Annotated in this window: 18 protein-coding genes; 9 read left to right on the top strand and 9 right to left on the bottom strand. The window is 71.1% G+C overall.

The window, feature by feature from the left end; all coding sequences use genetic code 11:
* Window positions 1-40 precede the first annotated feature (40 nt).
* Both OG410_RS04460 and OG410_RS04455 read left to right on the top strand, forming a co-directional pair.
* Window positions 41-397 carry a YciI family protein gene (locus tag OG410_RS04460; protein ID WP_326789662.1) on the top strand — a complete coding sequence of 119 codons (357 nt, stop codon included), beginning with the start codon at window positions 41-43 and terminating at the stop codon, window positions 395-397.
* Window positions 394-1,593 (top strand): RNA polymerase sigma factor, encoded by a 1,200-nt coding sequence (locus OG410_RS04455; protein WP_329297904.1) that lies wholly within the window; start codon window positions 394-396, stop codon window positions 1,591-1,593. Before OG410_RS04460 ends, OG410_RS04455 begins: the two co-directional genes overlap by 4 nt.
* Window positions 1,594-1,656: 63 nt before the next feature.
* Here the strand turns inward: OG410_RS04455 and urtE are convergent, their stop codons facing one another.
* From urtE to OG410_RS04425, 6 genes are all read right to left on the bottom strand, one after another.
* Window positions 1,657-2,349 carry an urea ABC transporter ATP-binding subunit UrtE gene (urtE, locus tag OG410_RS04450; protein WP_329297903.1) on the bottom strand — a complete coding sequence of 231 codons (693 nt, stop codon included), beginning with the start codon at window positions 2,347-2,349 and terminating at the stop codon, window positions 1,657-1,659.
* A complete protein-coding gene (gene urtD, locus OG410_RS04445) occupies window positions 2,349-3,152 on the bottom strand; it encodes an urea ABC transporter ATP-binding protein UrtD (RefSeq protein WP_329297902.1) in 804 nt (267 codons plus the stop codon). Before urtD ends, urtE begins: the two co-directional genes overlap by 1 nt.
* The gene (gene urtC / locus OG410_RS04440; protein ID WP_329297901.1) at window positions 3,149-4,264 is read right to left on the bottom strand and encodes an urea ABC transporter permease subunit UrtC; all 1,116 of its coding nucleotides are present in this window, start codon (window positions 4,262-4,264) and stop codon (window positions 3,149-3,151) included. Before urtC ends, urtD begins: the two co-directional genes overlap by 4 nt.
* The gene (gene urtB / locus OG410_RS04435) at window positions 4,261-5,157 is read right to left on the bottom strand and encodes an urea ABC transporter permease subunit UrtB (protein ID WP_329297900.1); all 897 of its coding nucleotides are present in this window, start codon (window positions 5,155-5,157) and stop codon (window positions 4,261-4,263) included. Before urtB ends, urtC begins: the two co-directional genes overlap by 4 nt.
* A 61-nt stretch (window positions 5,158-5,218) precedes the next feature.
* Window positions 5,219-6,424 (bottom strand): urea ABC transporter substrate-binding protein, encoded by a 1,206-nt coding sequence (gene urtA, locus OG410_RS04430; RefSeq protein ID WP_329297899.1) that lies wholly within the window; start codon window positions 6,422-6,424, stop codon window positions 5,219-5,221.
* Window positions 6,425-6,722: 298 nt separating this feature from the next.
* On the bottom strand, window positions 6,723-7,835 hold the full coding sequence (locus OG410_RS04425; protein WP_329297898.1) for a substrate-binding domain-containing protein: 1,113 nt from the start codon (window positions 7,833-7,835) through the stop codon (window positions 6,723-6,725).
* Window positions 7,836-7,913: 78 nt separating this feature from the next.
* Here OG410_RS04425 and OG410_RS04420 point away from each other — a divergent pair, with 78 nt between their 5' ends.
* Window positions 7,914-8,360: a MarR family winged helix-turn-helix transcriptional regulator gene (locus tag OG410_RS04420; RefSeq protein ID WP_329297897.1), complete on the top strand. Its 447-nt coding sequence runs from the start codon at window positions 7,914-7,916 to the stop codon at window positions 8,358-8,360.
* Window positions 8,361-8,448: 88 nt separating this feature from the next.
* Complete coding sequence (locus OG410_RS04415; protein ID WP_329297896.1) at window positions 8,449-8,829, top strand: hypothetical protein; 381 nt, start codon at window positions 8,449-8,451, stop codon at window positions 8,827-8,829.
* A gap of 271 nt (window positions 8,830-9,100) precedes the next feature.
* Here OG410_RS04415 and OG410_RS04410 read toward each other — a convergent pair whose 3' ends face one another.
* Together OG410_RS04410 and OG410_RS04405 are read right to left on the bottom strand one after the other, a co-directional pair.
* On the bottom strand, window positions 9,101-10,057 hold the full coding sequence (locus OG410_RS04410; RefSeq protein WP_329297895.1) for an SDR family NAD(P)-dependent oxidoreductase: 957 nt from the start codon (window positions 10,055-10,057) through the stop codon (window positions 9,101-9,103).
* Window positions 10,058-10,123: 66 nt separating this feature from the next.
* On the bottom strand, window positions 10,124-10,942 hold the full coding sequence (locus tag OG410_RS04405; protein WP_329297894.1) for an SDR family NAD(P)-dependent oxidoreductase: 819 nt from the start codon (window positions 10,940-10,942) through the stop codon (window positions 10,124-10,126).
* Between the two features lie 152 nt (window positions 10,943-11,094).
* On the opposite strand from OG410_RS04405, the gene OG410_RS04400 reads away from it, so the two are divergent.
* The 4 genes from OG410_RS04400 to OG410_RS04385 all read left to right on the top strand — a co-directional run bounded on the left by OG410_RS04400 (window position 11,095) and on the right by OG410_RS04385 (window position 15,223).
* Window positions 11,095-11,694, top strand: a complete 600-nt coding sequence (locus OG410_RS04400) for a TetR/AcrR family transcriptional regulator (RefSeq protein WP_329297893.1) — start codon at window positions 11,095-11,097, stop codon at window positions 11,692-11,694.
* Between the two features lie 644 nt (window positions 11,695-12,338).
* The gene (locus OG410_RS04395) at window positions 12,339-13,244 is read left to right on the top strand and encodes a universal stress protein (RefSeq protein WP_329297892.1); all 906 of its coding nucleotides are present in this window, start codon (window positions 12,339-12,341) and stop codon (window positions 13,242-13,244) included.
* Between the two features lie 63 nt (window positions 13,245-13,307).
* Window positions 13,308-14,330 carry a zinc-dependent alcohol dehydrogenase gene (locus tag OG410_RS04390; RefSeq protein ID WP_329297891.1) on the top strand — a complete coding sequence of 341 codons (1,023 nt, stop codon included), beginning with the start codon at window positions 13,308-13,310 and terminating at the stop codon, window positions 14,328-14,330.
* Window positions 14,331-14,335: 5 nt separating this feature from the next.
* Window positions 14,336-15,223: a universal stress protein gene (locus tag OG410_RS04385; RefSeq protein WP_329297890.1), complete on the top strand. Its 888-nt coding sequence runs from the start codon at window positions 14,336-14,338 to the stop codon at window positions 15,221-15,223.
* A gap of 5 nt (window positions 15,224-15,228) precedes the next feature.
* Here the strand turns inward: OG410_RS04385 and ppk2 are convergent, their stop codons facing one another.
* The gene (gene ppk2, locus OG410_RS04380) at window positions 15,229-16,032 is read right to left on the bottom strand and encodes a polyphosphate kinase 2 (RefSeq protein ID WP_329297889.1); all 804 of its coding nucleotides are present in this window, start codon (window positions 16,030-16,032) and stop codon (window positions 15,229-15,231) included.
* 86 nt (window positions 16,033-16,118) lie between these two features.
* Here ppk2 and OG410_RS04375 point away from each other — a divergent pair, with 86 nt between their 5' ends.
* Window positions 16,119-18,503 carry a phosphoketolase family protein gene (locus OG410_RS04375; protein WP_329297888.1) on the top strand — a complete coding sequence of 795 codons (2,385 nt, stop codon included), beginning with the start codon at window positions 16,119-16,121 and terminating at the stop codon, window positions 18,501-18,503.
* Window positions 18,504-18,594: the final 91 nt, after the last annotated feature.

Below are 18,594 nucleotides of genomic sequence, written 5' to 3'. Positions count from 1 at the left end.
AGTCACAAAGACGCCGAGTGGGACCACCGAGGAGGACATCATGAAGTACTACCTGCTGAGCGTGATGCAGCCGCAGGGCGAGCCGCCCGCGCCCGAGGTCCTGGAAGAGATCATGCACAACCTGGACGTGTTCAACACCGAACTGCGCGAGGCCGGCGCCTGGGTCTTCGCCGGCGGACTGCACGGGCCGGAGACGGCCACCGTGCTGCGCGCCCGGGACGGTGACGTCCTGGTCACCGACGGGCCGTACGCGGAGAGCAAGGAGTATCTGGGCGGGATCTGTCTGATCAAGGCGCCCGATCTCGACGCGGCGCTCGCCTGGGGGCGCAAGGCGACCCTGGCGACGACGCTCCCGATCGAGGTGCGGCCGTTCACCCACGAGTCCGAGGACCGATGACCGTCGGAGCCGGTGACATCGAGGCCGTCTTCCGCGCCGAGTACGGCCGGGCGGTCGCCGTCCTGATCCGCTTCCTGGGCGACATCGACCTCGCCGAGGAAGCGGTCCAGGACGCGTTCACCACGGCCGTGGCGAAGTGGCCGGGGACCGGCATCCCGCCGAGCCCGGCCGGCTGGATCATCACGACCGCCCGCAACCGCGCCGTCGACCGGCTGCGCCGCGAGTCCACCCGCGCGGCCCGGCACGCCGAGGCGGCCCGGCTGCACGCCCCGGACGACCCCGTGGAGGAGGGCCCCGTGCGCGACGAACGGCTCCGTCTGATCTTCACCTGCTGCCACCCCGCGCTCGCGCCCCAGGCCCAGGTCGCCCTGACGCTACGGCTCCTCGGCGGCCTGAGCACCGCGCAGATCGCGCGTGCCTTCCTCGTCCCCGAACCCACCATGGCCCAGCGGATCGTCCGCGCCAAGGCCAAGATCCGCGACGCGGGCATCCCCTACCGCGTGCCGCGCGACGCGGATCTGCCGGACCGCGTCAGGGGTGTGCTGGCCGTCGTCTACCTCGTCTTCAACGAGGGGTACGGGGGCCGCGAGGACCTCTGTGCCGAGGCCCTGCGCCTCGGACGTCTCCTCGTCGAGCTCATGCCCGACGAGCCCGAGGCGCTCGGCCTGCTCGCCCTGATGCTGCTCGTCGAGGCCCGCCGGCCGGCCCGCGCGACGGTCGGCGGTGACCTGGTCCTCCTCGCCGAACAGGACCGCACCCGCTGGGACCGGGACCTGATCACCGAGGGCCAGGCTCTCGTACGCCGCTGTCTGCGCCGCGACCGGCCGGGGCCCTACCAGATCCAGGCCGCGGTCAACGCGGTCCACAGCGACGCCCCGACCGCCGCCGCCACGGACTGGGGGCAGATCCTCCGGCTGTACGACCAGCTCATGCGGCTCGCCCCCAGCCCGGTCGTGGCCCTCAACCGCGCCGTCGCCGTGGCCGAGACCGAGGGACCGGAGCCCGCACTCGCCCTCGTCGACCAGCTCGACCTCGACGGGTACCACGCCTTCCACGCCGTACGGGCGGACCTGCTGCGCCGGATCGGACGCGACGCCGAGGCGCTGCGGGCGTACGAAGCGGCCATCACGCTGACCGGGAGCGCGCCGGAACGTGCCCACCTCGAACGGGCCCGGGCATCCCTCGCGGGGAGCTGACGGCCGAGGCCGCGTGCCCCGTCCCGGCCGATCATCAGGGTGCCCGGCGGACTCCACCCTGGGTCACACGCTGAGCGCCTCCCGCACCACCTGCTCGGCGTCCCGGCCGCCCTCGCCCGACGACGTGACCCGGCCGGCCTCCAGGACGTAGTAGCGCTGCGCGGCCCGCATCGCGAAGCCGACATGCTGCTCGACCAGGAGCACCGACAGACCGCCCCGGGCGGCCAGGGCGAGGATCGTCTCCTCGATCTCGGCGACCACCGAGGGCTGGATGCCCTCGGTCGGCTCGTCCAGCAGGAGAACCCGAGGCTCCGTCACCAGGGCCCGGGCGATGGACAGTTGCTGGCGCTGACCCCCGGAGAGCAGCCCCGCGCGGCGGCCCGACAGGGTCCGCAGCGCCGGGAACAGGTCCAGTGCCTCGGCGATCGCCTCCCTGCCGCGGCGTCGACCGTCCGCGACCAGTTGGAGATTCTCGGCGGTCGTGAGGTGCGGGAAGGCCTGCTGGCCCTGCGGGACGTACGCCATGCCGCGCGCCACCCGCTCATGGGGCCTCAGCCGGGTGATGTCCTCGCCGTCCAGGCGGACCGAGCCGCTTCGCGGGCCGAGCAGTCCGACGGCGGCCCGCAGCAGGGTGCTCTTGCCCGCGCCGTTGTGCCCGAGCACCGCCGCCACCCCGTCCCTCGGCACCTCGACGGAGACGCCGTGCAGGACGAGACTGCGGTGGTACCCGACGTGGACGGTGTCGATCTCCAGCATCACGCCTCCTGAACGGCGGTCGGTCCGGGAACGGTCGCCGTGGTGTCCTCGGCGGCCGCGTGCCCGAGATACACCTGCTGCACCTTCGGGTCGGCCTGCACCTCGGCCACCGTCCCCTCGCTGAGCACCCGGCCCGCGTGCAGCACACTGACGCTGCGCGCGAAGGACCGCATGAAGTCCATGTCGTGCTCGATCACGACGACGGTCCGCTCCCGGCTGATGCGCTCCAACAGCTCGCCGGTGGCCTGCCGTTCGTCCTGGCTCATGCCCGCGACCGGCTCGTCGAGCAGCAGCAGCCGGACGTCCTGCACCAGCAGCATGCCGATCTCCAGCCACTGCTTCTGGCCGTGCGCGAGCGTCCCGGCCGGGCTGTCGGCGCGGCCGGCCAGGCCCACCGTCTCCAGGGCGCGCGCCACGGACCCGGGCACACCCTTGCGGCGGCGCAGCATCGTCAGCGCGCCCCGCCCGGCGCCCGCCGCGATGTCCAGGTTCTGAAGGACCGTCAACTCCTCGAAGACGGCGGCCGTCTGGAAGGTGCGGCCGATCCCCGAGCGGGCGATCCGGTGCACGCTGCGGCCGAGGATGTCGGCACCCCCGAAGCGCACCGATCCCGTCGCCCGCACCAGTCCGGTGACCGCGTCGACCAGCGTCGTCTTGCCCGCGCCGTTCGGCCCGATCAGGAAGCGAAGATCCCCCGGCCGCACGTCGAGGTCCACCCCGTCGACGGCGGTGAAGCCGTCGAAGGTCACCCGCAGTCCCCGAATCCGGAGCCCCGCGGGCGCACTGTCCGTAAACTCCGTCATACCGTGTCTCCAGCGAGTCCTCGGTGCGCCCGGCGCCGCTTCACGATCGCGGCCAGCGAGGCGAGACCGCCCGGCAGGAACGCCAGGGCGACGATGAACAACAGCCCCTGGAAGTAGGTCCAGGCCGCGGGGAACTCCTCGGACAGGGCCGTCCTGGCCCAGGCGACGCCGATCGCGCCGAGTACCGCGCCCGTCAGGCTCGCCCGGCCGCCGACCGCGGCGCCGATGACGAGTTCGATGGACGGCACGATGCCGACCAGCGCGGGGGAGATGATGCCGACGGCGGGCACGAACAACGCACCCGCGAGTCCGGCCATGCCCGCCGCGACGACGTACGCCACGAGCTTGACGTTCGCGGGGTCGTAGCCGAGGAACCGCACCCGTTCCTCGGAATCCCGCACGGCGACGAGGAGTTCGCCGTAGCGGCTGTGGATCAGCTGACGGGCGAGCGCGATCAGCAGGAGCAGCACCGCGGCGATGACGAAGTACACCATCCGCTGGTTGACCGGGTCGTTCAGGTCGTAGCCGAAGAAGCCCTGGATGTCGGTCAGTCCGTTGGTGCCGCCTGTCGTGGCCTGCTGGCCGACCAGCCAGATCGCGAAGGCCGCGGCGAGCGCCTGGCTGAGAATCGCGAAGTAGGCGCCCTTGACCCGGCGCCGGAAGATGAAGGAACCGAGGATCGCGGCGACGGCCATGGGCAGCAGGACGGTCGCGGCGATCGCGAACACCGGATTCGCGAACGGCCGCCACCACCAGGGGAGTTCGGTGGCGGTCCCGTACAGCTGCATGAAGTCGGGCAGGTTGCCGGGGCCGGCGTCCGCGATCTTCAGGTGCATGGCCATGGCGTAGCCGCCCAGTCCGAAGAACACCCCTTGGCCGAGTGTCAGCAGGCCGCCGCGCCCCCATGCCAGACAGATGCCGACCGCGACCATGGCCGTGCACAGATACTTGGCGAGCAGACCGAGCCGGAAGTCGGACAACGCGAGCGGGGCGACGGCGAAGAGCGCGACGGCGGCCGCCGCGAAACCGGCGGCGGGACGAGCCGCGGTGAACCGGCCCCGACTGCCCGGCAGTTGCCTCGACTTCGGGGCCAGGGGAGTGGTGGTGGTCATGTGAGGCTCCTGGTGCGCAGCGTGTACAGGCCCTGTGGCCGCCACTGGAGGAACGCGACGATGGCGACGAGGACCAGCACCTTCGCGACACTGACGGTGGTCGAGTACTCCAGGACCGACTGCAGCGCGCCCAGCACGAAGGCGACGATCACGCTGCCCTTGAGCTGCCCGATGCCGCCGACCACGATCACCAGGAAGGCGTCGATGATGACGTTGGTGCCCATCGTCGGCCCGATCGGGCCGACCAGGGTCAGCGCGACCCCGGCGACCCCGGCGAGCCCGGAGCCGATGAAGAAGGCGGTGCGGTCCACGCGCCCGGTGGAGATGCCGGACACCTCCGCCAGGTCCCGGTTCTGCACCACCGCGCGGATCCGCCGCCCGAGCGGGGTCAGCCGCAGCGTGAGGGACAGGGCCACGACCGCGGCGACCGCCAGCCCGAGGATGAACAGCCGGCTGTTGGCGAAGGTGAGCGGGTCGTCGCCGCCGATGACCGTGATGTGCCCGGTGAGGACATCGGGTGCGCGGGTCTGCACATTCGGCGCACCGAAAATGTCACGGGCGAGTTGCTGAAGCATCAGCGAGACACCCCACGTGACAAGAAGGGTGTCGAGGGGACGGAGGTAAAGGCGGCGGATCAGCAGCCATTCCAGCAGCGCGCCGAGCGCCCCCGACACAAGAAATGCGACGGGCAGAGCGACGATCAGTGAAATTCCTGCGCCGGAAATGGACTTCTGCAGTACGTACGTGGTGTAGGCGCCGGCCATGATGAACTCGCCGTGGGCCATGTTGATGACATTCATCTGGCCGAAGGTGAGCGAGAGGCCGAGCGCGATGAGGAGCAGGACGGCACCGATGCTGACGCCGGTGAACAACTGCCCGAGGATCACGGTCATACGGCGGCTCCGGGGAGTCGGGACGCGGGGCCTGTGCGCACAGGCCCCGCGCGACGGGTGGTCAGGAGAGGCCGGAGGCCCAGTCGTAACCCTTCAAGTAGGGGTCCGGCTTGATCGGCTTGCCGGAGTCCCAGACCTGCTCGATCAGCCCGTCAGAGCCGATCCTGCCGATGCGGGCGGTCTTGTAGATGTGCTGGGTCGCGCCGTCCACGGTGACCTTGCCCTCCGGCGCGTCGAAGGTGATGCCGTCGGACGCGGCCTTGACCTTCTCGGGGTCGAAGGACTTCGCCTTCTCGACCATCGCCTTCCACAGGTAGACCGAGGTGTACGCGGCCTCCATCGGGTCACTGGTCGGCTTGTCCTGGCCGTACTTGGCCTTGTAGGCCTTCACGAACTTGGTGTTCGCGGCCCCCGGGGTGGTCTGGTAGTAGTTCCAGGCCGTCAACTGGCCCGCCAGGTACTGCGCCCCGATCGACTTGACCTCCTCCTCGGCGATCGACACCGAGACCACCGGCATGCCCTTGGCGGTGAGCCCGGCGGACTTGTACTCCTTGAAGAAGGCCACGTTCGAGTCGCCGTTGAGGGTGTTGAAGACCGCGTCCGCCTTCGACGCCTTCACCTTGTTGGCGATCGTGCTGAACTCGGTGGAGCCGAGCGGCGCGTAGTCCTCGCCGAGGACCGTCATGCCGTTGGCCTTGGCGTACGCCCTGATCTCCTTGTTGGCGGTGCGCGGGAAGACGTAGTCGCTGCCGACCAGGTAGATCCGCTTCTTGCCCTGGGACTTGAGATAGTCGAGGCCGGGGACGATCTGCTGGTTGGTGGTGGCGCCGGTGTAGAAGATGTAGGGGGACTGCTCAAGTCCCTCGTACTGCACGGGGTAGAAGAGCAGCGACTTGTTCTTCTCGAAGACAGGCTTGACGGCCTTGCGGCTCGCGGAGGTCCAGCAGCCGAAGGTGGCCGCGACCCGGTCCTCCCTGATCAGCTTGCTCGCCTTCTCGGCGAACGTCGGCCAGTCGGAGGCGCCGTCCTCGCTGATCGGCTCGATCTTCTTGCCGAGCACTCCGCCCGAGGCGTTGATCTCGCCGATGGCCAGTTTCAGGGAGTCGCGTACGGTCACCTCGCTGATCGCCATCGTGCCCGACAGCGAGTTGAGCAGACCCACCTTGACGGTGTCGCCGCTCACGTCCGCCTTCGCGGCCTTGTCGGACGTACCGCCCGCGTCGGTCTTGGCGCCGCACGCGGAGAGTGCGACGACGGTCGCGAGCACGGCGGCACCGGCTGCGATCCGGCGTCGGAGAATTCGGGAACCGCTGGACAATAGAACCCCCTCGGGCTGTGGAGGAGACAACCTCCTGAAGTGCGGTCCACAGCCTCAAGTCGCCCTGTTTCCAAGGTGTTTCGCTGTACTTTCCCGGCCGTATCTTCCCGCTCTCATGATGTGTTCGGGGGCGCTCGGGAGGGCAACAAAAAATGCCCGGGGCGGAATTCGGCATCCGAATTCATGACACGCCCGAGGCATTCTGATTACTTCCTGCGGGAAGTATCTTGGCGCCGACGAGCCGGTGTCAAGAGCCGGGTTCGTGAAGGTCGAGCTCGGCGACCACGTCGAAGTCCAGCCCCTCGGCCCGTGCCAGGTAGATGCGTTGGCGCACATGACCGCCGCGCAGATGGAGCAGCCCCCGTGGCCCCTCGTAGGACACGGTCTCGGCCGCTGCCCCGATCGCCGACACCTCGAGGGTTCCGGCCCGGCCGATGAGCGCGGCGAGCAACAGCACGCCCTCGTAACAGGATTCGCCGAAACTGCCGAGAGCCGGCGCCTCGATCCCGAATCGGCCTGCGTACAGTCCGTGGAAGTCCAGGGTGTCCTGGCCGGCGAGGGAAGCGAAGAACCCGGCCGTGCTGTAGAGATCCACCGTGGCCGAAGGGCCGCTGGCCATCAGCATGTTCTCGTCCATCAGGGTGCTCAGCCGGAGGCACCGGGTGTCGAGGCCGGCCGCGGCGAACGCCCGGTTGAAGCGCACCGCGTCACTGCCGACCAGCAGCATGATGACGCCATCCGCCTCCGTGCGCTCGATCCGGCGCAGCACCGCACCGAAGTCATGGGTGCCCAGCGGCAGATACACCTCTCCCTGGATGCTGCCGCCGGACTCACGCGCGTACACGTGAGCGGCTCGGGCCGTACGGCGCGGCCACACATAGTCGTTGCCCACCACGAACCAGCGGCGCAGCCCGCGCTCGTGCGCCAGCAGGCCCATGGCCGGGCGTAGTTGGTCACGCGGTGTCTCGCTCGTGAGGAACACCCCGGCGGTGTGCTCACCGCCTTCGTACAGGGCGGTGTAGACGTAGGGAACCCGATGCGCGATTCTCGGGGCGAGGGCCTGGCGCACCGAGGAGATGTGCCAGCCCGTGACCCCCTGCACGGCCCCCAGGTCCACCAACGCCTCGACATGGTCCGCGACTTCGCGTGGTGTGCCACCCCCGTCCACGGGCAGCAGGCGCAGCTCCTTGCCGAGTACCCCGCCCGCGCGGTTGACCTCCTCCGCCGCCAGTTGCGCGCACAGTTCGCAGGTGGGCCCGAAGATGCCCGCCGATCCCTGCAGGGGAAGGACGAGGGCCACGCCGAACACGGAGTCGTCTGCCGTGAACCAGTCGGGCACGGGCGCATCGGGCCGGAACATGGCGTCATGATTCCGGGTCGACGCGGTGAACTCCAATCCGTCTCGTACCATGTACACCCCCCGGGAGCGAGGAGCAGGATGCCGACCCCATCGCCGCGTCAGCCCCAGGATCTGATGCAGCTGCTGACGCGGGCGGAGCGCCTGGCGGCACGGCGGCTCCAGTCCGTGCTGGACGAGGACGGCTGCTCCCTCGACGCCTGGCGGGTCCTCGCGCTGCTCTCCGACGGCGCGGGCCACCCCATGACCGCGATCGCCGAGGCGGTCTTCCTCCCGCCGGCGACGCTCACCAGACTCGTCGACCACCTCGTGGACCAGAACCTCCTCTATCGCCGCGTCGACCCTTACGACCGGCGCCGCATCCTCGCCCACCTCACCCCGCGCGGCCGGACGTACTGGCGGCGCCTGGACCGCGAGGTCCGCGCGCGCTGGCCGGTGCTGAACGACGGGGACGACGAACTGCTGCGCTCGCTGCTGGGACAGCTGGCCGACACGCTCGGCGCGGCGGGCGAACGGTCCACGCTCTGAAGCCGGATGCCGGAAGGTCCCTCACGCGAGACCCGCGTCATCCGTCGACAACCGCCCGGGGCGGAGCGGCCCGGGGCAAGATGGCCTCATGACAAAGCTGTCCGTACGGTCGGTCCCTGGTACGCCCTCTGGTTCGGTGCTGTCGTTGTGGTCAAAGGATTCCGTGCTGTCGATCGGCTCCGTGGGATCGGTGCTGTCCGTGGGGTCCGTCGGTTCGGCCTTGTCGGTCGGCTCGATCGGCAGCGCCTTGTCGGTCGGCTCGATCGGTTCCGCCCTGTCACTGATCTCGACCGGTTCGTGGCTGAGTACAGGATCGTTGTTCTCCGCGCAGTCGCGGTGGTCGGTACTGTCCTGGCGTTCCTCCGGCGGTTTCCTGGCCGTGGGAGCGGTGGGAGCGGTGGGGGCGGCGGCGGGAGGCGCCCTGCTGGTGGCCCGGATGCTGCACGGGGCCGGAACCGGCACGGATTAGTCGAACCCGCGCGCTCGGTCGGCGCCCGATCTCTTCGTCGCCCAGGACGGGAACCACCGTGAGCCTGCCGAGTCCTGCCGAAGTACGCGCAGACGCCGCGCTGGGCCGCTTGAAGGCCGCCGACCGATGAAGGGCCGCCGTGCAGGGCGGTTCCAGGGCGGCCGGTCGTGTGCCGTTTCGTCCGAGTGGGGGCTTCCGTACGCGGCCTGGCGAACTCGCGTACGGAGGCCTCGCCTTCCGCGGACGTGCGGCTGTCCTTCCGCGCTCCGGGCTAGCGGAGGAACGCCTCGGACACGGTCCACAGGCGTGCCGCGTTGTCGCGGTCGAGGGCGTAGGGGGCGACGCCGGCGAGGGCGCCCGCGCGTTCGGTGACGGGCTGGGCCTCGGCGCAGTCCTCGTAGTAGCGGCCGGTGACGGCGGCCACGGAGGGCGAGCCGGCCATCAGGGCGGTGGTGGCGGCGCCCTGTTCGACGGTCTTGCCCGGGGGCAGGACGAGTTCGCCGGCGGCGAGCATCCCGGCCACGGCGTCCATGTCGGTGTTGCGGGCCAGGCCGGTGGCGGCGACGTTGCCGGGCATCACGGCGTTCGCGGTGATCCCGTCGTCGGCCCAGCGTTCGGCGGCGCCGGCGGCGAACAGGGTGGTGGCGGTCTTGGACTGGCCGTAGGACGTCCAGGGGTCGTAGGGGCGGTAGCGGTAGTCCAGGTCGTCGAAGACGACCGGGGAGAAGAGATGGCCGATCGAGCTGACCGCGACCACGCGGGCGCCGCCGGCGGCGGCGAGCGCGGGGCGGAGGCCGGTGGCCAGCGCGAAGTGGCCCAGGTGGTTGACGCCGAACTGCCACTCCCGGCCCTCGGGGGTACGGGTGATCCGCGGCGGGGACATCACGCCGGCGTTGTTGACCAGGATGTGGAGCGGGCCGCTCCAGGCCGCGGTGAACGCCGCGACCGACGCCAGGTCGGACAGCTCGATCCGGCCCACCGACAGCGTCCCGGCGGAGGACGGAAGCTCGTCCCGCAGGCGGGTCGCCACGGCGGCGCCCGCATCGGTGTCGCGTACGGCCAGGGTGACGTCGGCGCCCGCCGCGGCGAGCGCGCGGACCGTCTCCACGCCGATACCGGAACCGGCACCGGTGACCACGGCCCGGCGGCCGTGCAGATCGACTCCGTCGAGCACCTCGGCGGCGGTCGAGGTGGCTCCGAAGGCGGGGGACTTCTGGGATGCGGACATGAGAGAGGACTCCTGACGAGTTCGTGTGGGGGGAATGCGTGGAGCGTGCCGGACCGGTCGGGCCGGTCAGCCCTGGGCGGTCCGGGAGACGTGCTGCCAGTCGGACCAGGTCCGCAGGCGCTGGGCGTAGAGGGGCTCGATGATCTCGATGGGTTCGGTGCCGAAGAGCACGCGCAGCGGCGGGTTCTCGTCGTCGACGATCTGCAGCAGGGCGGCGGCGGCGTCGGCGGGGCCGGCGTACCGGGCGTTGCCCAGGCGGGCCGTGATGGCCGTGCGGACCTGGTCGTAGGCGGGGTTGGGCTCGGCCTGGCCGGCGGAGGAGCCGGCCCAGTCGGTGCTGAAGCCGCCGGGCTCGACGATGGTGACCTTGATCCCTGCGCCCGCGACCTCCTGGGCGAGGGCCTCGCTGAAGCCTTCGAGGGCCCACTTGGAGGCGTGATACGCGCCGAGGGAAGGGAACGCGGCGACGCCACCGACGGACGAGACCTGCACGATGTGGCCGCTGCCCTGGGCGCGCAGGATCGGCAGGACGGTCTGCGTGACCCAGAAGGCGCCGAACAGGTTCGTCTCCATCTGGTCGCGCAGCTGCTGCTCGGTTATCTCCTCGATCATGCCGAACATGCCGTAGCCGGCGTTGTTGACCACGACGTCGAGGCGGCCGAACTTCTCGTGCGCGGCGGCCACCGCGGCGGTGACGGCGGCCTTGTCGGTGACGTCGAGTGCCAGCGGAAGGACCGCGGCCTCGCCGTACTTGGTGACCAGGTCGTCCAGCGCGGCCGTGTTCCGGGCGGTCGCGGCGACCTTGTCCCCGCGCTCGAGCGCGGACTCGGCGAACGCGCGGCCGAGACCGCGGGACGTACCGGTGATGAACCAGACCTTGCTCATGACTTCTCCTTCGGAGGGGTGGGCCGTCGGGGCGTACCTCCGGGGTCGGACTCCACCGTAACGCAAAAATTTAGACGCGTCCAAAAATGTACTCATCCAGGAAGTGGTCCGTAGGATGCCCCTATGGGAAAGACCGTGCAAGGGGAGAGCGCATGAGCCTGCGGGAGCGCAAGAAGCTGGCGACCTGGCGCGCCATCCGGGAGGCCGCGCTGCGGCTCGTGGAGGAGCAGGGTTACGAGGCCACGACCGTCGAGCAGATCGCGGCCGCGGCGAACGTCTCGCGGGCCACCTTCTTCAACTACTTCGCCGGCAAGGAGGCCGTACTCCTCGACCAGGACCCCGAGGAGCGGCGCTCATGGCAGGAGCTGATGCGGGACCGCCCCGCCGACGAGCCGCTCTGGGACTCCCTGACCGCGATCCTCACGGGGTTCTGCGAGAGCCTGCGCGACGGCATGCCGCTGCTGCGCCGCCTCAAGGCGCAGTCGCCCGCCTTCGCCCAGTCGGCGCAGAACTTCGGCGAGCAGTTCTTCTCCGACCTCAGGAGCTGGGTGGCGTCCCGGACCACCGGGCCCGACGGATCGACGGGGGCGGCGGGGTCCGACGAGCTCACCGCGACCCTGCAGCTGAACATCGCGGTGGCCGCCACCCTCACGGCGTACGAGACCTGGCCCGCGGACGAGTCCTTCGACGGCTTCCTGCGGCGCCTGGAGCGCTGCCTGCGCCAGACGGGCCCCGGCACGGCCGAGGGCTGAAACGGCCGACAGCCGGCCGCGGCCGGCCACGCACCCGTTCGGAATGAGCCGGAGCGACGGAGACTCGCCCAACAAGGGTTGCCGATCCGACGGTGTTCCTACCGGATCGACGGGGTGGACCCGCGCCGCCCCCAGGCCGGTGGCACCCGGGTCCACCGGCCCTTCGCGGCCGGGCCGCCCGGCATGGGCCTCGCCCTGATCGGCGGATTCGTGCTGCGGATCTGCGCGGTTGCGGGCACGGTAATGGTGGGGCTGATGTGGGTCGCCGAGCAGGTGCCCGCCAGTACCTGGCCGACGGCTCACGGAGAACGCGGCGGTCGATCCGTTCGCCGACCACCACCACCTCGTCCACGCGGCTTTCCTGATCGTCCTCGCCCTCGTCCCCGCGCCGTCTCCGCGGGCGACGCGCCCCCCGTGTCGGTGGGCTCCCGGCCGAGCCGTCGGTCAGGCGCACCGGTCGCCGGCCGTGCCGGCCCCGGGCGGGAGACGGGAGCTCTGGAGGGTTCCGCCCTCCCGTGCGGCCCGGTGGCCCGGCTTGGGCCGAACGGCCCCCACCGGGGACCAGCGGCCCCTGCCCCACCCGACCGTTTCGACACGACCCTGGAATCGGACCCGGACCGGGCCCGATTCAGGAGGTGGACACCATGCCCCGCACTGTCACCGTAGGCCTCGACGGTTCTCCCGAGAGCCTCGCCGCCGCCGAATGGGCCACCCGCGAGGCGCGGCTGCGCGCCCTGCCGGTCAGGCTGGTCAACGTATGGGAAGCCGCCCCGGACCCCATGGCCCAGGCACCACTGCTCGGCGCCGAGACCCACCAGCACTGGAGCGAGCGGATCCCGCGCGAAGCAGCCGAAGGGCTACGGGAGCGCCACCCGGGAGTCGACGTCACCGCGGAGCAGCTCAACGGCCGGCCGGCCGAGGTACTGCTCAAGGCCGCGGACGACGCCGAACTCCTGGTCCTCGGCACCCGTGGGCTCAGCGGCGTCGGCGGCTTCATGGTCGGCTCGGTCGGCCTGGCCGTCGCGGCACACGCCGGGCGTCCCGTCGTGTTCGTACGCGCCGGTGAACAGGCCGCGGACGAGCATCTGACGGATCCGACGGGCATCCCGTCCGCCCTCGCGGCCTTCCGCCCCGTCGTGCTCGGGCTGGACACCGGCACCCCGGACGACGCGCTGATCGGCTTCGCCTTCGAGGCGGCCCTGCTGCGTGCCACGGCGCTGCGGGTCGTGCACTCCTGGAACGAGCCGCCCTACATCGCGTACGGGCTGCCCCCGGACCTGAAGATGAACGCCCGGCTGGCCGCCGAGGACGCCGCCGCCATGACGGAAGCGCTGCGGCCCTGGCGCGAGAAGTACCCGGCCGTGGAGATCATCGAGGACTCCCTGTCCGGAAAGCCGGCCAACCACCTCGTCGACGCCTCCCGGGAGGCCTCGCTCGTCGTGGTGGGCCGCCGGGTCCGCGGCGCCGCGCTCGGCGCCCACATCGGGCCCGTCACGCACGCCGTGCTGCACCACTCCACCGCCCCCGTCGCCGTCGTCCCGCACCCCTGATCACCACGGGCCGCTCCCGGCCGAGTACCGGTCGCGGCCCGATCGTGCAAGGAGAGACATCCCATGAAGGCAGCAGTCGTACGAGCGTTCGGTGAGCCGCTGGTCATCGAGGACCGGCCGGACCCCGAGCCCGGCCCCGGCCAGGTCCGCGTCCGGGTGGAGGCCTCCGGGCTCTGCCACACCGACATCCACGCCGCCAACGGCGACTGGCCGGTCAAGCCCAGCCCGCCGTTCGTCCCCGGACACGAGGGCGTCGGCCTCGTCGAGGCGCTGGGCGACGGAGTCACCCATCTCACCGTGGGACAGCGGGTCGCCGTGCCCTGGCTCGGCAAGGCCTGCGGACGCTGCGAACACTGTCTCTCCGGCTGGGAGACGCTGTGCGAGCAGCAGATCAACACCGGTTACGGGTGCGACGGCGGCTACGCCGAGAAGATGCTCGCCTGGGCCGACTTCGCCCAGCCGGTGCCCGAGGGGATCTCCCCGCTCGACGCGGCCCCGCTCACCTGCGCCGGTGTGACCACGTACAAGGCCCTGAAAGTCGCCGACGTCAGGCCCAGCCAGCTCGTCGCCATCTCCGGCGTGGGCGGACTCGGCCACCTGGCCCTGCAGTACGCGAAGATCGCCGGTGCCACCGTGGCGGCGATCGACGTCACCGACGAGAAACTCGAACTGGCCTCGGAACTCGGCGCCGACATCGTGATCGACGCCCGTAAGGAGGACCCCGGCGAGGTCCTCAGGCGCCACGGCGGCGCGCACGCCGCGCTGGCGCTCGCGGTGAACGAGGACGCCTTCTCCGCGGTGTACAAGGGACTGCGGCGCGGCGGAAAACTCGTCATGGTCGCGATGCCGGCGCACGGCACGATCCCGGTCCCGATCTTCGAGACCGTGCTCAACGGCACCTCCGTGATCGGCTCCATCGTCGGCACCCGGCAGGACCTGGCCGAGGTCTTCGAACTGCACGCCGCGGGCCGGACCAGGGTCATCCGCGAGTCCCGGCCCCTCGCGTCCGTCAACGAGTCCATCGACGAGGTGCTGCACGGCCGGATCCAGGCCCGGATCGTCTTCGACTTCGGCGAAGGGAACTGAGCGTCGTGGACCTGCCCCTCGTCGTCGGTGTCGACGGGTCCGAGCCCGGAATGCGCGCCGTGGACTGGGCCACGGACGAGGCCGCCCTGCGCGGTCTGCCGCTGCGCCTGGTGTACGCCTCGCTCTGGGAACGCTACGAAGGCGCCGCCCTCGCCGAGGGGCTGGGCAGGTACTCCGAGCAGATCATGGCCGACAGGGTCGTGGAGGCCGCCGCCCGGCGCGCCCGGCGTCGCGACGCCGCCGTGCGGGTCACCACCGAGGTGGTGCCCGACGACGCGGTGAGCGCGCTGCTCGGGGAAGGCTTGAACGCCACCGCGCTGGTGCTCGGGTCGCGGGGCCGCAGCGGTGTCGCCGAGAAGCTCCTCGGGTCGGTGAGCCTCACGGTCGCCGCTCGCGCCCACTGCCCGGTGATCGTGCTGCGCGGCAGCCACGACAACCGGGGCGGAGCCGGCCGGTACCGGCGGGTCGTCCTCGAGGTCGGGGATCCCGCGCTCGGCTTGGCCGCCACCCGCTTCGCCTTCCGGGAGGCGTCGGAACGCGGGGTTCCCCTGGAGGCCGTACGGGCCTGGCGGCGCCCCGCCCACGAGAGCACCGGTCACCCGCTGATGACAGGCGATCCCGCCCGCGTGTACGAACAGCAGGCGGTGGAGATCCTGGACAAGGCGCTGAGCGGCGCCGCGGCCGATCATCCGGCCGTGGACGTGCACCGGCGCACCGTCGAGGGGACCGCCCGCAACGTGCTGCTGGACGCCTCCACAGAGGCCGATCTGCTCGTCGTCGGGGTCCGGCGGCAGGACAGCCACGGGCACATCGGGATGCAGCTCGGCAGGGTCGCCCACACCGCCCTGCACCACGCGGCCTGCCCCGTGGCCGTCGTACCCCAGCGGGTATGAGCGCCCTACAGGCTCGCCGCGTGGTCGGGGACGAACGTCTGCAGATCGCGCGGCGGGCGGACGTAACCCGTCGACGGCGGCCGGTCGGGCAGCTCCAGAACCGGCGGCGGCACCTCGCGATACGGGACGGTGGACAGCAGATGGGCGATCATGTTCAGCCTGGCGCGGCGCTTGTCGTCGCTCTCGACCACGAACCACGGCGCCTCGACGATGTCCGTGTGCACCAGCATCTCGTCCTTCGCCCGGGAGTAGGCCTCCCAGCGGGTGATCGACTCCAGGTCCATGGGCGACAGCTTCCAGCGCCGCGTGGGGTCATGCAGCCGGCGCCGGAACCGCTTCTGCTGCTCCGCGTCGCTCACCGAGAACCAGTACTTGCGCAGCAGCACCCCCGCTTCCACCAGCATCCGCTCGAAGATCGGACACTGGCGGAGGAAGAGCTGATGCTCCTCCTTCGTGCAGAAGCCCATGACGTGCTCGACCCCGGCGCGGTTGTACCAGCTCCGGTCGAACAGCACGATCTCCCCGGCGGCCGGCAGATGCTCCACATACCGCTGGAAGTACCACTGGGTGCGCTCGCGCTCGGTGGGCGTCGGCAGCGCAGCGATCCGTGCGAGACGCGGGTTCAGATGCTCCGCCACCCGCTTGATCGTGCCGCCCTTGCCCGCCGCGTCCCGGCCCTCGAAGACCACCACCACACGGGCGCCCTCGGTCCGCACCCACTCCTGGAGCTTCACCAGCTCCGTCTGCAGACGCAGCAGCTCCCGCTCGTACGTCTCACGCGGCACCTTCGCCGTCTTCTCCTCGGCCATGCCGCCTCCTCCGCCCGATGACGCCTCCTGTGAAGCGCTGCGACGCCCCGCCTTGCCGACGTACCCCGATGACCGACGGAGTCTCCATGCCCAAGGCCGAACACCAGGACAGCACCGTACTGACCGACGACGAACTGCGCACTCTGGACGCCCACTGGCGGGCCGCCAACTACCTTGCCGTGGGCCAGATCTATCTGATGTCCAACCCGCTGCTCACCCAGCGCCTGACTCCCGCGCACATCAAGCCCCGCCTGCTCGGCCACTGGGGCACCTCGCCCGGCCTCAACCTGGTCCACACCCACCTCAACCGCGTCGTGAAGGCACGCGGCCTGGACGCGCTGTGCGTATGGGGTCCCGGGCACGGCGGCCCGGCCGTGCTGGCGAACTCCTGGCTGGAGGGCACGTACAGCCAGACGTACCCCTCCGTGCCACGGGACCGCGAGGGCATGGAGAGGCTGTTCCGGCAGTTCTCCTTCCCCGGCGGAGTGCCCAGCCACGTCGCCCCCGAGACGCCCGGCTCCATCCACGAGGGAGGCGAACTCGGCTACTCCCTCGCCCACGCCTACGGAGCCGCCTTCGACAACCCCGGACTGCTCGTCGCCTGCGTGATCGGTGACGGCGAGGCGGAGACGGGACCGCTCGCCGCGTCCTGGCACTCCAACAAGTTCCTCGACCCGGTCCACGACGGCGCCGTCCTGCCGATTCTGCACCTCAACGGCTACAAGATCGCCAATCCGACCGTGCTCTCCCGGCTCCCGGAGGCCGAACTCGACGAACTGCTGCGCGGATACGGCCACGAACCCATCCATGTCACCGGCGACGACCCCGCCCAGGTGCACCGCGCCATGGCCGCCGCCTTCGACCGGGCCCTGGACCGGATCGCGCTCCTCCAGCGCACGGCCCGCGAGGAAGGCGTCACCGAGCGGGCCCGCTGGCCCATGGTCGTCCTGCGCACCCCCAAAGGCTGGACCGGCCCCGCCGAGGTCGACGGCGAGCCCGTCGAAGGAACCTGGCGCGCCCATCAGGTGCCCCTCGCCGGAGTCCGTGAGAACCCCGAACACCTGCGGCAGCTGGAGACCTGGCTGCGCTCCTACCGCCCCGAGGAACTCTTCGACGCCCAGGGACGGCCGGTCGCCGACGTGCTGGCCTGCGTGCCCGAGGGCTCCCGGCGTCTGGGCGCCACCCCGCACGCCAACGGCGGCCTCCTCCTGCGCGATCTCCCGCTCCCGCCCCTGGACCGCTTCGCCGTCCCCGTGGACAAGCCCGGAGCCACCGTGCACGAGCCGACCCGGGTCCTCGGCGGCCTCCTCGAACACGTCATGAGCAAGACCTCGGAGCGCCGCGACTTCCGGCTGGTCGGCCCCGACGAGACGGCCTCCAACCGCCTGGGCGCCGTCTTCGGCGCCAGCGGCAAGGCCTGGCAGGCACAGATCCTGCCCGTGGACGAACACCTGGACCGGCACGGCCGCGTCATGGAGATCCTCTCCGAACACCTCTGCCAGGGCTGGCTGGAGGGCTACACCCTCACCGGCCGGCACGGACTGTTCTCCTGCTACGAGGCCTTCGTGCACATCGTCGACTCCATGGTCAACCAGCACATCAAATGGCTGAGGACCTCACGCGAACTGCCCTGGCGCGCCCCGATCGCCTCCCTCAACTACCTGCTCACCTCACATGTCTGGCGCCAGGACCACAACGGCTTCTCGCACCAGGACCCGGGCTTCGTCGACCACGTCCTCAACAAGAGTCCCGAGGTCGTGCGCGTCTACCTCCCGCCGGACGCCAACACCCTGCTGTCCGTGGTGGATCACGCACTGCGCAGCCGCGACTACGTGAACGTCGTCGTCGCCGGCAAGCAGCCCTGCTTCGACTGGCTCTCCATGGACGAGGCCCGCGCCCACTGCGCCCGCGGCGCCGGCATCTGGGACTGGGCGGGAACCGCCGACGGCGCCCGGGACCCCGATGTCGTCCTCGCCTGCGCGGGCGACGTCCCCACCCAGGAGATCCTGGCCGCCTCCGACCTGCTGCGCCGCCATCTGCCCGAGCTCGCCGTCCGGGTCGTCAACGTCGTCGACATGACCCGGCTGCTGCCGAGCGAGGAACACCCGCACGGGATGAGCGACTTCGAGTACGACGGACTGTTCACCACCGACAAACCGGTGATCTTCGCCTACCACGGCTACCCCTGGCTCATCCACCGCCTCGCCTACCGCCGCACCGGCCACGGGAACCTCCATGTGCGCGGCTACAAGGAGATGGGCACCACCACGACCCCCTTCGACATGGTCGTCCGCAACGACATGGACCGCTACCGGCTGGTCATGGACGTCGTCGACCGCGTCCCCAGCCTCGGCGTCCGCGCCGCCGTCCTGCGCCAGAAGATGGCCGACGCCCGCTCCCGCCACGACATCTGGATCCGCGAACACGGCACCGACCTTCCCGAGGTCGCGGACTGGACCTGGACCGGCTGAGGGGCCGAGCCCGCGGCCGGAGCAGGGCGTCACCCGGGACCGTACGCGTCCACGGCCGACGCTCACGGGACAGGCCCGCCGCCGCCCCGCG

Source organism: Streptomyces sp. NBC_00659 (assembly GCF_036226925.1).
Classification (GTDB): Bacteria; Actinomycetota; Actinomycetes; order Streptomycetales; family Streptomycetaceae; genus Streptomyces.
The sequence above is the reverse complement of the archived record's forward strand: the minus strand, read 5'-3'. Positions and strand labels throughout refer to the sequence as shown.

Excerpts from the sequence above, each read along its gene's own strand:
- OG410_RS04460 (WP_326789662.1), top strand. The coding sequence starts at position 41 with ATGAAGTACTACCTGCTGAGCGTGATGCAGCCGCAGGGCGAGCCGCCC.
- OG410_RS04455 (WP_329297904.1), top strand. The coding sequence starts at position 394 with ATGACCGTCGGAGCCGGTGACATCGAGGCCGTCTTCCGCGCCGAGTAC.
- urtE (WP_329297903.1), bottom strand. The coding sequence starts at position 2,349 with ATGCTGGAGATCGACACCGTCCACGTCGGGTACCACCGCAGTCTCGTC.
- urtD (WP_329297902.1), bottom strand. The coding sequence starts at position 3,152 with ATGACGGAGTTTACGGACAGTGCGCCCGCGGGGCTCCGGATTCGGGGA.
- urtC (WP_329297901.1), bottom strand. The coding sequence starts at position 4,264 with ATGACCACCACCACTCCCCTGGCCCCGAAGTCGAGGCAACTGCCGGGC.
- urtB (WP_329297900.1), bottom strand. The coding sequence starts at position 5,157 with ATGACCGTGATCCTCGGGCAGTTGTTCACCGGCGTCAGCATCGGTGCC.
- OG410_RS04425 (WP_329297898.1), bottom strand. The coding sequence starts at position 7,835 with ATGTTCCGGCCCGATGCGCCCGTGCCCGACTGGTTCACGGCAGACGAC.
- OG410_RS04420 (WP_329297897.1), top strand. The coding sequence starts at position 7,914 with ATGCCGACCCCATCGCCGCGTCAGCCCCAGGATCTGATGCAGCTGCTG.
- OG410_RS04415 (WP_329297896.1), top strand. The coding sequence starts at position 8,449 with ATGACAAAGCTGTCCGTACGGTCGGTCCCTGGTACGCCCTCTGGTTCG.
- OG410_RS04410 (WP_329297895.1), bottom strand. The coding sequence starts at position 10,057 with ATGTCCGCATCCCAGAAGTCCCCCGCCTTCGGAGCCACCTCGACCGCC.
- OG410_RS04405 (WP_329297894.1), bottom strand. The coding sequence starts at position 10,942 with ATGAGCAAGGTCTGGTTCATCACCGGTACGTCCCGCGGTCTCGGCCGC.
- OG410_RS04400 (WP_329297893.1), top strand. The coding sequence starts at position 11,095 with ATGAGCCTGCGGGAGCGCAAGAAGCTGGCGACCTGGCGCGCCATCCGG.
- OG410_RS04395 (WP_329297892.1), top strand. The coding sequence starts at position 12,339 with ATGCCCCGCACTGTCACCGTAGGCCTCGACGGTTCTCCCGAGAGCCTC.
- OG410_RS04390 (WP_329297891.1), top strand. The coding sequence starts at position 13,308 with ATGAAGGCAGCAGTCGTACGAGCGTTCGGTGAGCCGCTGGTCATCGAG.
- ppk2 (WP_329297889.1), bottom strand. The coding sequence starts at position 16,032 with ATGGCCGAGGAGAAGACGGCGAAGGTGCCGCGTGAGACGTACGAGCGG.
- OG410_RS04375 (WP_329297888.1), top strand. The coding sequence starts at position 16,119 with ATGCCCAAGGCCGAACACCAGGACAGCACCGTACTGACCGACGACGAA.